Below are 12,276 nucleotides of genomic sequence, written 5' to 3' on the forward strand. Positions count from 1 at the left end.
CGTGGTGATTACCTCGGATGGTCTGGCGCAAAGGCTGCGCCAGACCATCCTGGAAGTGGACGCCCCCCGCACTGGTTCGTTAGTGGTTGGATGTAATCTTGGAGCAGGCGCGTAAAAAGCGGTCGTGATCCACGCCGCGGTCACACGGCCTGCCACGCCAGGATGCGCGCATGACAGAATCGAGGGAATGTATGATTCGCGATACTGAACTGCAAGAATTGGTCGAAATGATTGGGAAGAAGGGGCCGGTCCTCAGCCTTTACCTCAATGTTGATCCGCACCGACGCACGGTTGAGAAGTATAAGTTGGCATTGCGGCGTTTGCTTACCTCTGTGGAGGATCAAGTCAGCCCCGCCGATGCCCAGCGTGTGACCCGGTATTTTGACTTTGAGCACAACTGGCAAGGCCGCGGCGTGGCTTGTTTTAGTTGTCAGGCTGATGGTTTCTGGCGGGCCTATCCACTCTTTGTACCAATTGAGGACAGCGTATTCGTCAACCCTCGCCCTTACATTAAGCCCCTGAGCAATCTCGTGGACAACTATGCCCGGCATGGCGTTGCCGTCGTAGATCGTGAGGGCATCCGGCTGTTCATGTTCTACATGGGCAAGCTGGAAGAGGCCAGCGGCATGTTGGGCGATGACGTCAAGCATCACCGCGCAGGCGGCCGGTCATCCGCGCGTATTCAGCGCGCGGCCGAAGAGACGGTCGAGCGCAACGTCAAGGAGGCGGTCGAGGAGGCTATTCGTTTCTTCGAGAATGACTGCAAACGAATCATCGTGGCTGGTACGGATGACAATATCTCACTGTTCCGCAGCCAGCTGCCCAGGGTTTGGCAGGAGCGCGTGGTTGGCACGTTCAATGTAGATGCGAACGCCAGCGCGACCGAGATCGGCGAGTTGGCCCTGGCCGTGGCCCAACAGGTCGCGGTGGCGCGCGAGCGCGCCCTCGTCGAGCAGATTGTGACGACGGCCAGCAAGGGCGGCCCGGCCGTCATGGGGCTGGTGGACACCGTGGTGGCGCTCCAGGATGGCCGCGTCATGCAGCTTGTCATGACCGAAGGCTACGAGGCTCCCGCGTACCGCTGCCAGAACTGCGGCTATATCTCCGTGGCTACGGCCACGACATGCAACTTCTGCGGCGGCCCCATGCAGTCGGTGCCTGATGTGGTCAACACCTTGGTGCGGCGTACGCTCGAGGCCGGCAACACCGTGGTTGTGCTTGGTGTTGATGATTCGGCCGACCTGCGTCTCATGGGAAATATCGGCGCGCTGTTGCGTTATTGACCTCACCTCAACAACTTTTAACGGCCATCACATGACAGCCAGGGCCTGGGGCGTGACCAGATGACGACTTGCCCGGCTGACTGACCGACCGGCAGAGGCACAGAGAAGGCGCTGGATTCAGCCGGGCCTTCTTTGTGCCTCTCCCACATGTGGCCCCTGTGTTAGCGTTCCGTTAGAAATTGACCTGATGGGAGCAAATTCTACACAGATGGCTACCTTCTGGCGCGATATTGGGAACTGAAGGCCTCTGCTTCCTTGAGCGAATGGCAAGGCATCTATCGTCGTGACGTGGCTGCCCCAGCGACGCTGACAGCTTAAAAAAACAGGGCGATGCCTGCCTCATCGTGATTTGAATACAACGGAATTATTGCCAAGCATGGTCAGCGAAAGAGGGTTGTGATTCTAGACTTATGATGCGATTCGATCGTTTTACCGACCGCGCGCAAGATGCGGCGATGCGCGCCTATGAAATTCTACAACGTTATCAACATACGCAGGTTGACACGGAACACCTGTTCCTGGCCCTGCTCGAACAGCCCAATGGCATCGTGCCGCAGATTCTGGATCGCCTGGCCGTGCCGGTCAATGTGATTTCGGGCAAGCTGGATGAGGTGCTGCAGACTGCGCCCCGGCTAACGAACACGCCTTACGGAGGTGCTGTTTCGCAGGTGTTCATCACCCCGCGCTTGAAGCGGGTGGTGGATGCGGCCAATGAAGAAGCCAGCCGCATGAAGGACGAGTTCGTCTCGACCGAGCATCTCTTCCTCGCGATCGCGGCCGAGCGCAACACACCGACGGCTCGCATCCTGAAAGAGCACGGCATCACGCGGGAGCGCATCAGCCAGGCGGTTGATCAACTGCGCGGCGGGCAGCGGATCACCAGCCAAGCGACCGACAGTCAGTACCGCATGTTAGAGAAATTCAGCCGCGACCTGACGAAACTGGCGGCGGAAGGCAAACTCGACCCGGTGATCGGACGCGATACCGAGATTCTGCGTGTGATTCAGGTGCTTAGCCGCCGCACGAAGAATAACCCGGTGCTCATTGGCGAGGCCGGCGTGGGCAAGACGGCCATCGTTGAAGGCCTGGCGCAGCAGATTGCGGCCGATGAAGTGCCCGAGATTTTGATGGGCAAGCGCGTGTTGTCGCTTGACCTGGGCGCGATGGTGGCCGGCACTCGCTTCCGCGGCGAGTTCGAAGAGCGGCTCAAGGCCACGATCGAAGAAGTGCAGCGCGCGGAAGGCGAAATCATCCTGTTCATTGATGAAATTCACACGGTGGTGGGCGCAGGCGCGGCCTCAGGCGCCATGGATGCCAGCAACATGATGAAGCCGGCCCTCGCGCGCGGCGAACTGCGCTGTGTCGGCGCCACAACGCCGGACGAGTATCGGCAGTACATCGAAAAGGACAGCGCGTTGGAACGCCGTTTTTCACCGATCTGGGTGGAGGAGCCCAGCGTCGAAGATACGATCGGCATCTTGCGCGGCGTGCGTGACCGTTACGAGGCGCATCACAAAGTTTCGATTGACGACAAGGCCCTGGTCGCGGCCGCGCGGCTTTCACATCGGTACGTGGCCGATCGCAAGCTGCCGGACAAGGCCATTGACCTGATGGATGAGGCGGCCGCCAAGCTGCGTGTCGCGCTTTACACCATGCCAGAAGACCTCAAAGACAAGAAGGGACGCCTGCAGAGGCTCACCGCGGACGAAGAGGCAGCTTGGGCGTCGCGCGATTACGAGCGCGCGGCTACTTTCAAAGCCGAGCGCCTGAAGCTTGAACAGGAATTCACCGTTGAGCGCACATCCTGGCGCGCCGAGACAGGCCTGGATGAAGTGGTCAGCGAAGAGGACATCGCGCAGGTCGTTGCCAGTTGGACCGGTATTCCGCTCACGCAGATGCTGGAAACCGAGGCCCAGAAACTGCTGCGCATGGAAGAGGTGCTGCACGAGCGTATTATCGGCCAGGATGAGGCGATCAATGCCATTGCCGACGCCATTCGCCGCGCGCGCAGTGGTCTGAAAGACCCACGCCGGCCGATTGGCTCCTTCATCTTCCTGGGCACCAGCGGCGTGGGCAAGACCGAGCTGGCCAAGTCGTTGGCCGCCTTCATGTTCGATGACGAAGACGCGCTGCTGCGCATTGATATGAGCGAATACCGCGAAGCGCACACGGTCAGCCGCTTGCTCGGCGCGCCGCCAGGCTACGTGGGGTATGATGAAGGCGGGCAATTGACCGAGGCTGTGCGGCGACGCCCCTACCGGGTGATCCTGTTCGATGAGATCGAGAAGGCGCACCCCGAAGTGTGGAATGCGCTGCTGCAAATCTTGGAAGATGGGCGCTTGACCGACGGCCAGGGGCGCACCGTGGACTTCCGCAACACGGTCATTATCATGACATCGAACATTGGCACCGCGTACGCCAAGAAGGGCGGCGCTTTGGGGTTCATCCGGCCGGACAGCAGCGCGGATGAAACGCGCGAGTTACATGATCAGATCGAGCGCGGGTTGAAGCAGACCTTCCGGCCCGAATTTCTCAATCGGATTGACGAAGTGATCATCTTCGAGCCGCTCAAGTTGGAACACGTGATCAAGATCGTGGACATCCAGGTCAAGGACATTGCCTCGCGCCTGGTGGAGCAGGGCCTGACCATTGACTTGAGTATGGCCGCGCGGCGCTGGTTGGCCGAGAAGGGCTTCGACGCACAGTTCGGGGCGCGGCCGCTGCGCCGTGCTCTCCAGCGCTACGTCGAAAGCCCGTTGAGCAAGAGCTTGTTGAAAGGCGAGTTCAAGGCTGGCGATGTGGTCTACGTAGATGTGAATGTGGCCGGCGGCGATGAATTGATCTTTACGAAACAGCCAGATCAGCCGATCGCGGTTGATCTTTCGCAGTTTGCGTCCACGCCGAACGCTTGAGTCTGCCGCGTGGGCTTGTGCTCTGATTTTCCGACCTAACGCGAGAGAGGCTAAGATCCTATGAAATGGATCTTAGCCTCTTTCCTTTGTTGGTGACATGAGGCCGCGGACCGGATGGCGCCTCCAGGATGGTAGTCCTACGACTCTATGGCGAGGGCCAGGGCAATCTGCGCGGCCACGTACGCATTGTTCTCCAGCAGCGCCAGATTCGTGCGCATGCTGGCCTCGCCGGTCAGTTCGCTGACGCGTGCAAGCAGGAACGGCGTCAGTGCTTTGCCGCGAATGCCGCGCGACTCGGCCTCGCGGAGCGCCTGCTCAATCGCCGGTTCGACCACCGGCGCAGGCAGTTCAGCTGCGGCCGGAACCGGTACACACACCAAGAGGCCGTTCTGCATCCCCAACTGCCGCTTGGCCCGCACGATCGCGGCCACTTCGGCGGCGGAATCAACGCGCACGTCCACCGGAAGCCCGCTCTGCCGGCTGTAGAAGGCAGGGAATTCATCGGCGCCGTAGCCAATCACCGTGACGCCGTGCGTTTCCAGCCACTCCAGGGTGGCCGGCAGGTCGAGTATGGCCTTGGCGCCCGCGCAGACCACGACGACCGGGGTGCGCGCCAGTTCAGGCAGATCGGCCGAAATATCGAAAACCGCGCCGCGGTGGACGCCGCCGATGCCTCCGGTGGCAAACACCTCGATGCCGAAGTGGTGCGCGATGAACATCGTGCTGGCAACGGTGGTGGCGCCGTCCCCCTTTTGCGCCACAACGATGGGCAAATCTCGCCGGCTTACTTTGCGAATGTTGGACGCCGTCGCCAGGTGGTGCAGTTCCGCGTCCGTCAGCCCGGCGCGCAGTTCCCCGTGCAGAATGGCGATCGTGGCTGGCTCCGCGCCCACCTCGCGCACCCGCGCCTCCAGGCGTCGCGCCAGGCGCAGATTATGAGGATAGGGCAACCCATGGGCGATGACGGTAGATTCTAGCGCCACGCGCGGCGCGCGGCTTTTTTCGGGCTCGGCTTGAGATTCAACCCTCACGATGATCCTCCTGCAACGCGTCTAGTTCCTCCCAGAGTGTAACATACCTTAGAGAGGTGAGCAAAGGCCCATGTCCCACGCGCACACCGTTCAATTAACAGTTATCTATGCCATGTTTTCATTTTGACATTTGGAGTGACAGCCCTTACAATCAAATTGGTTATCGTTCGTGAAATCCGTGAAATCAATGTAAGGAGGAAAGAAACAGCATGTTGGGACATCTGGATTTGACGGCATTCGAGACGTTTTCCTTGTGGGGCGTTCTCGTGGTCGCCGTCCTGGGCTTAGCCTACGCTCTTTTCTTGCGCCGCCAGGTGCTGGCCGAGGACAAGGGAACGGCCAAGATGCAGGAAGTCTGGGAAGCGATCAAGCAAGGCGCCGATGCCTATCTTAGCCGCCAGTTACGCAGTATTCTGCCATTCATTGGCCTGTTGACTGTTGCGCTTTTCTTGAGCGTCTACATCGTGCCGCCGTCGCGTGAGGCCTTGGAACGCTTCCCCGGCATGGATACGAATTCATTGAAGCTGTTGATCGGCTTCGGTCGCGCCATCGCCTTCGTCATGGGCGCGGGCTTCAGCCTGGCAGTCGGCCAAATTGGCATGCGCATGGCGGTCGAGGCCAATGTGCGCGTGGCCGCCGAATCGCGCAAGAGCTTTGGCGGCGCGCTGCGCATTGCCTACCGCGCCGGCACCATCACTGGCATGTTGACCGATGGCCTGGGACTCTTCGGCGGCACCATCATCTTCATGATTTTTGGCGTGGCGGCGCCGGATGCCCTCCTGGGCTTTGGTTTTGGCGGCACCCTTCTGGCGCTCTTCATGCGCGTGGGCGGCGGCATCTTCACCAAAGCGGCTGACGTGGGCGCAGACCTGGTGGGCAAGGTGGAGCAAGACATCCCCGAAGACGACCCTCGCAACGCCGCGGTCATCGCCGACCTGGTGGGCGACAACGTGGGCGACTGCGCCGGTATGGCAGCCGACATCTTCGAGTCGTACGAAGTCACCATCGTTTCAGCCTTGATCTTGGGTTTGGCCCTCGTCGCCGCCACCAAGCAGATCAACTGGATCATCTACCCGCTGCTCGTGCGCGGCATTGGCGTCCTCTCCTCGATCATTGGCACCTACCTGGTCAAGGCTGGCCCTGGCAAGTCGGGCAATGCCATGGCTGCCATCTTCCGCGGCTTCTTGACCTCAGCCGCCATTTCCACCGTGCTCTTTGGCATCGTGGCCTTTTTCTACATGCAGAACGTACCCGGTGGTTGGTGGCGACCGTTCCTCTCGACCAGCGTCGGCGTTCTGCTGGCGATTGTGCTCGACCGCCTAACCGACTATTTCACCGGCACCGAAGCAGCGCCCGTGCGCGAGATTCGCGCCTCCACCAGCGGCGGCCCGGCCACGACGATCTTGTCCGGCCTGGCTGTCGGCTATGAGTCCAGTGTGTGGGCGGCCATCGTGATTGCGCTCACCATCCTGGCCTCCGTGCTGATCTATTCCGGCATGGGCGTGGCCTATGTCCTCTACGGCGTCGCCCTGACCGGCATCGGCATGTTGACCCTGACCGGCAACAACGTTGCGATGGACTCCTTTGGCCCCATCTCCGACAATGCCAACGGCATCGGTGAAATGGCGGGCTTGGACAAGGACGCCCGCCAGATCATGGCCGACCTCGACGGTGTGGGCAACACGACCAAGGCCATCACCAAGGGAATCGCCATTGGCTCAGCCGTCATCGCCGCAGTCTCGCTCTTTGGCTCTTTCATCACCGACGTGACCAAGATTGACCCGACGGCGTTGGTCAATGGCATTCGCGTCTCCGAACCGAACGTCTTTATCGGCTTCCTGATTGGCGGCGCGGTGCCGTGGCTCTTCTCCGCGCTGGCGATCAAGGCCGTGGCGCGTGCGGCCGGCCTGATCGTGGAAGAAGTGCGACGCCAGTTCAAGATTCCCGGCCTCATGGAAGGCAAGGTCAAGCCGGACTATCGCCAGGCCGTGACCATCTCTACGATCGCCGCGCAGAGCGAACTGGTCAACCTGGCCCTGCTCGCGATCATTACGCCGGTGATCGTGGGCCTGGCGCTGCAAGTTGAGGCGTTGGGCGGTTTCCTCGCCGGCATCATCCTGTCAGGCCAGTTGCTCGCCGTCTTCATGTCCAGCGCGGGCGGCGCCTGGGACAATGCCAAGAAGACCATCGAAGATGAGCCGCGCAACCTGACGAAGAACACCGGTAAGGGGTCTGAGCGTCACAAGGCGAGCGTCGTCGGCGACACAGTCGGCGACCCGCTAAAGGACACGGCCGGCCCCGCGCTCAACCCGATGATCAAGGTGATCAACCTGGTCAGCCTGATCATTGCGCCGATCATTGTCCAGTACAAGGAACTGAACCTCGTCACCGGCCTGATCATCGTCGTCGGCCTGCTGATCGTCGGCTGGGCCGTGCAGCGCAGCCGTAAGGGCGGCAACTTCGCCGGCGCTACGGCAACGGTGGAGACCGCGGAGCACAAGGTCGCGAAGAAGAAGTAATCGCCAGAACTAAGCTGCCATCCGCCAGTCTGCCATGAGTTTCCCGCAAACAAAAGCGGGGAGGGGTCAATGCCTCTCCCCGCTTGCTTTCGTTCAGTTGGCTGAGCATCCTGTGCGCTCCTCGCTGGCATCCAGTCTTGTTGCCCGGCATTTTTGACTTATGCAAATGAGAAACAACTGTTACAAAACTGTGACACTACATTAAGGATCGAGAGATAGGTTTGTTTCATTACACGAGCGCTTGGTAGTGAGCCTAACATGTCGAGAAGATGACTACGACAGTACATAATTGAATGATCTTGACCAATGATGCTGAAAAAAATCCTCGTTGTTGATGATGACCAGGCCATTATTCACGTTCTGTCTGTTCTATTGACAAGAGCGGGTTACGCTGTGGTATCTGCGCAGAACGGACAGGAGTCTTTGGCCGTCTTGACTATGCAGCAGGTTGATCTGGTCGTTCTCGATATTATGCTGCCTGGCATAGATGGGTTGGAAGTCTGTCGTCGTGTACGAAAGGCTGAGCAGTATGTTCCGGTGGTGATGTTGACAGCGCGCGATGAACTGACTGATAAACTGATTGGTATCGAGGCAGGCGCCGATGTTTATCTGACGAAGCCTTTTGAGCCGCGCGAACTGCTTGCTCAGGTCAAGGCGCTCTTCCGCCTGCTTGAGCATACCTATGATCAGCGCGGCGTACGGGAGTTACCTTTGGTTTGTGGACCATTGACAGCCTGGCCTTCACAGCGACGTATCGAACTACGCAATCAATCGCTCGACCTGACTCCCACCGAGCAAGAATTGCTCCTGTGCTTGATGCGTGATCCGGGACGCGTCTTCGGTCGAGAAACACTATTGCGGCAGGTTTGGGGTTACGCGTACGATGGTGATTCGCGCACCGTAGATGTTCATGTTCAGCGTCTGCGCGCCAAAGTGGAGACCGATCCTGCACAACCAGAGCTCATTCGTACTGTGCGAGGGTTTGGATATCGCCTGGTCACTCCCGAGGAAGTGGAAAGAACGGATCGCTGGAATTCTCCCCATGATGATCTTGCTTGAGTTAAGAACCGTACTGTTGTTCCTGTTGCTGGTTCTTGCTATAGCAGCATGTGCTGGCGCGTGGTGGCAATGGCGCAGGCGTCTACCCACCGACCTCGTTGCACAAACCCTGCCCAACACGATGTTCGATCTAGCTCCTGTCGGTATGCTCTTGTTCCGAACCTCGCAGGACTGTCACTATGTCAATGCTGCTGCCCATCACTTGTTAGAACTTCCAACAGCGCCTTTTGCACTGACGAACCTGGATGGTGCACCCTGGGTGGCGCTGCTGCGCCACGACATATTGGAAACGCTTCGCACACCAAATCCCAACGGTTCCACGCGCCAGTTAACGTTGTCATCAGCGTGCCGTATTCAATGGCAGATACAACGGCACGCTGAAGGATGTGTTGTATTTCTCACCGATGTCAGCCTTACATGGCAAGTCAGGCAGGCATATCATGCTTTTGTCAATGGCTTGGCGCATGAGTTGCGGACCCCTCTGACTTCTATTATGGCTCATGCCGATCTCTTGGATGATGAGGAAATGACCATTCCTGGCCGCGAAGCTTCCAGAAAGGTCATTCAACGAGAAACCAGGCGTCTGATGCGGCTGATACAGGGATCTGTCGAACTCATTCGTTTGGAGATGACGACCGACCTGACCCAACAACCGATAGACCTGGTAGTGTTAGCTGAAGGGGCGGTTGCCCAGATGATTCCCCTGGCAGAGCAACGCGAAATCGAATTGTCGTTTCGTGTTGCCACACCCTTACCGCGAACCCTGGGCGATGCCGACCAGATTATGCGCGTTTTCTTGAATGTTCTTGACAATGCCGTGAAGTACAGCCGTCCGGGTGATCGGGTGGATGTTGTTGTGAGCCACGACGAAACTGGAATTATCTGTGCGATCAGCGACACAGGGCCTGGTATTGCTACAGAGCATTTGCCTTATGTCACTCAACGCCTGTATCGTGGCCGTCACGACATGGAAGGAAGTGGGCTTGGTCTCGCACTTGCTCAGGAGATTCTGCATAAGCATCAGAGTAGCCTGGATATTCAGAGCCGGACGGACGGGCCTACGACTGGAACCATTGTTCGCTTCATCTTGATGCCCGCTGTGGATTCGTAGATTTGCACCGGGGGATGACATCATGAGAACTCGACCTGTTGTGTATGGATTGATTATCATAGGATTTTGTAGCATTATTTTTTTCATGGCACACACACGGGGCTATGTCATGATTGCGCCGTCATCTTCGATTGACCAATTGGCATGGCCGCGCGTGTCACTTGTTGCAGCATCAACGAGTGCACCTTCATCTCTTCAGGTTATCATTTCCGATATTGTTCCGTGGTCCGATGTATTGCTTACTCTCAATAATCGTCCATTGGTAATTGACGCCTGGCACGAGAACCCTGGTTTGGAAAGTTGGACATGGATTTGGCGCACTACCGTCCCTTCGGAACCAAATTACCAACTGGCTTTCTACCATGACTGCCATACCGGCTGTGTGGAGCGGGCGCGTCTATCAGCGTCGTCTGCCTCGGCTACGCCAACACCGGCGCTTATGCTACGGCCAACCAAACTCGGCGTTGTTTTTGCTAATCCACAGCGAAACTGGCACCAGCGCAGCGGATGGGATGTGGAGTTGACCTATGCTGTCCAGACGAACCCCGGATATACGATTGACGAGTTGGCGACTCGTGTCCAGCATGCAAACGAACAGGGGTTGCGAGTGCTCGTACGTGTTGACTATCAGAGAGGACAGAGCATTCCACTACGTGAAGATGAGGCAGCATTAGCTGAATACTTGATCTATGTTCGCCGGCTGGCTCGCGATGCTCGTTTGCGCACCGTCTACGCTTTCATTATTGGCAGTGGCTATAACGAGCAGGGTAGTAATCAACTGAGGACCGGCTACGAGGTCACACCTGACTGGTACGCGCGCGTTTTCAATGGACGTGGTGTCTCGGTCGCGCGTACAGACAATGTCGTGCAGATCATACACCAGGAAAACTCGAACGCGCGCGTCCTAATTGGGCCGGTGCGCCCATGGAACAGCGATCAAGATGGAAAAGTGAAATGGTCGAGTGATGTTCCCTGGTTGAACTATATGAACACTCTTGTTTACGCAGTAAGTCAGACAGCACAAGAGAAAGCTGCCGCAGGCATACCCTTGGCCAGCCCGGATGGTTTTGCTGTGCAAGCTCCCGGTCGGCCAGAGGCATCATCGCTTGCCGGCAGAGACCCGGCGCTAGAACCAGGGACCGATCTGAGCAGACCAACCTGGAATGGCGCTCAGGCTGGTTTTCGTGTCTACCGAGATTGGCTTGCGATCATAAACGCGCACCGCGTCACGCGCGGCTTGCCGGTTTTCATCACTTCCACCAATACTTTTACGACCGATACGAATGTGCGACCAGCCCGAAACTACCCAGACGGTTGGTTGACCCAGGCATTAGCGGAAATCAATGTTGAACCTCAGATCGTGGCGCTGTGTTGGTTTATGGATGACCTGCCCGATGCGCAGTGGGACGAGTTCAGCCTGAGCAAACAGATCGACGGCCTGAGCAACGCCGCAACAGAGTTTGAAGCGCTCCTCCAGACAACGCCATAGGTGAGAAGCGGGCATCCCCCAGTCATAGCATCATATGACAGACGACGTGATGGGGCCTTCATCGCGACTGTCATTCTGTTACATAAATGATGCAATAGTGTTACCAGCCTGTGATATGGGCTTAAGGCTTCAAAGGCATTGTACCACCAACGACAGCAGCGTGAAGTGAAGAAACTATCTTCGCCCTTTATGAATTCTTGAAAGGAGACATGCGGTATGTACGAATTTCAGTCAATGCGCCAGGTTGACTTCAAGATGAAGCGGAGAACAACATGGCTATTTGCGATGCTGATCACGCTCGTTGGCCTGGTCGGAATTCGGGCCGCGTACGCCTTCGCAGCCTATCATGGGACATGGTCCGAACAGCCCGACTTCGGTAATCACTGGTGGAACAACTATTCATCTGGCACCCTAGAGTGGTATGCCGATGATTATTGGTCAACAAGCCGGGCAGACTCCATGAGGTATTGGCATTCTCATTTTCCTTACAACGAGTATCGTATTGAGCAAGAGGCCTATGATCCTGGGGGAAACGCTTCGTGTGATCGCTTGCACGTGAGAAGCTATGCCTGGATGGACTTACCTGTCGTCGCGGCATCCATTGCCAACGGATGTGGAAGTAATAGCTATAAAGAGGAATTGAAGATCGAACTGAACGAAAATGCGGTTGCAGCAAATACCTGGCTGCGTCACTTGGTCACCTATGATGAGATCAACCGTGCCCAATGTAGCACTTTGTACAATGAAGGTCAGGTGAACTACTCCTTTTCTCATAATCACACGGCGAGTGACGTCTGGCTGGGCAAGATTGTCATTGCCAGATGTTTCAACTGGAAATATAGCGACCCGTCAGGAATGGTCAACTAGAACCC

General features: G+C 57.6%; 8 protein-coding genes. 7 read left to right on the plus strand and 1 reads right to left on the minus strand.

Features of this window, described 5'->3' with window-relative positions; translation table 11 throughout:
* The first annotated feature begins 191 nt into the window (after positions 1-191).
* Together ACPQ6D_RS12265 and ACPQ6D_RS12270 are read left to right on the plus strand one after the other, a co-directional pair.
* Positions 192-1,283, plus strand: coding sequence for a baeRF10 domain-containing protein (locus ACPQ6D_RS12265; protein WP_423224620.1), 1,092 nt, complete (start codon positions 192-194; stop codon positions 1,281-1,283).
* Positions 1,284-1,696: 413 nt separating this feature from the next.
* Positions 1,697-4,195, plus strand: coding sequence for an ATP-dependent Clp protease ATP-binding subunit (locus tag ACPQ6D_RS12270; RefSeq protein WP_423224794.1), 2,499 nt, complete (start codon positions 1,697-1,699; stop codon positions 4,193-4,195).
* A 137-nt stretch (positions 4,196-4,332) separates the two neighbouring features.
* Here the strand turns inward: ACPQ6D_RS12270 and ACPQ6D_RS12275 are convergent, their stop codons facing one another.
* A complete protein-coding gene (locus ACPQ6D_RS12275; protein ID WP_423224621.1) occupies positions 4,333-5,226 on the minus strand; it encodes a pseudouridine-5'-phosphate glycosidase in 894 nt (297 codons plus the stop codon).
* 209 nt (positions 5,227-5,435) lie between these two features.
* Here ACPQ6D_RS12275 and ACPQ6D_RS12280 point away from each other — a divergent pair, with 209 nt between their 5' ends.
* The 5 genes from ACPQ6D_RS12280 (at position 5,436) to ACPQ6D_RS12300 (ending at position 12,271) form a co-directional block, all read left to right on the plus strand.
* Positions 5,436-7,745: a sodium-translocating pyrophosphatase gene (locus ACPQ6D_RS12280; RefSeq protein ID WP_423224622.1), complete on the plus strand. Its 2,310-nt coding sequence runs from the start codon at positions 5,436-5,438 to the stop codon at positions 7,743-7,745.
* A gap of 306 nt (positions 7,746-8,051) precedes the next feature.
* Positions 8,052-8,804 carry a response regulator gene (locus ACPQ6D_RS12285; RefSeq protein WP_423224623.1) on the plus strand — a complete coding sequence of 251 codons (753 nt, stop codon included), beginning with the start codon at positions 8,052-8,054 and terminating at the stop codon, positions 8,802-8,804.
* Positions 8,788-9,915: a sensor histidine kinase gene (locus ACPQ6D_RS12290; RefSeq protein WP_423224624.1), complete on the plus strand. Its 1,128-nt coding sequence runs from the start codon at positions 8,788-8,790 to the stop codon at positions 9,913-9,915. The genes ACPQ6D_RS12285 and ACPQ6D_RS12290 overlap by 17 nt, the downstream gene beginning before the upstream one ends.
* Before the next feature lie 22 nt (positions 9,916-9,937).
* Entirely contained in the window at positions 9,938-11,404 is a 1,467-nt protein-coding gene (locus ACPQ6D_RS12295) for a hypothetical protein (RefSeq protein WP_423224625.1), read from the plus strand.
* A gap of 216 nt (positions 11,405-11,620) precedes the next feature.
* The gene (locus tag ACPQ6D_RS12300; protein ID WP_423224626.1) at positions 11,621-12,271 is read left to right on the plus strand and encodes a hypothetical protein; all 651 of its coding nucleotides are present in this window, start codon (positions 11,621-11,623) and stop codon (positions 12,269-12,271) included.
* Positions 12,272-12,276: the final 5 nt, after the last annotated feature.

Source organism: Candidatus Amarolinea aalborgensis (assembly GCF_900491745.1).
Taxonomy (GTDB): Bacteria; Chloroflexota; Anaerolineae; order SSC4; family Amarolineaceae; genus Amarolinea; species Amarolinea aalborgensis.

Excerpts from the sequence above, each read along its gene's own strand:
- ACPQ6D_RS12280 (WP_423224622.1), top strand. The coding sequence starts at position 5,436 with ATGTTGGGACATCTGGATTTGACGGCATTCGAGACGTTTTCCTTGTGG.
- ACPQ6D_RS12290 (WP_423224624.1), top strand. The coding sequence starts at position 8,788 with ATGATGATCTTGCTTGAGTTAAGAACCGTACTGTTGTTCCTGTTGCTG.
- ACPQ6D_RS12285 (WP_423224623.1), top strand. The coding sequence starts at position 8,052 with ATGATGCTGAAAAAAATCCTCGTTGTTGATGATGACCAGGCCATTATT.
- ACPQ6D_RS12295 (WP_423224625.1), top strand. The coding sequence starts at position 9,938 with ATGAGAACTCGACCTGTTGTGTATGGATTGATTATCATAGGATTTTGT.
- ACPQ6D_RS12270 (WP_423224794.1), top strand. The coding sequence starts at position 1,697 with ATGCGATTCGATCGTTTTACCGACCGCGCGCAAGATGCGGCGATGCGC.
- ACPQ6D_RS12265 (WP_423224620.1), top strand. The coding sequence starts at position 192 with ATGATTCGCGATACTGAACTGCAAGAATTGGTCGAAATGATTGGGAAG.
- ACPQ6D_RS12300 (WP_423224626.1), top strand. The coding sequence starts at position 11,621 with ATGTACGAATTTCAGTCAATGCGCCAGGTTGACTTCAAGATGAAGCGG.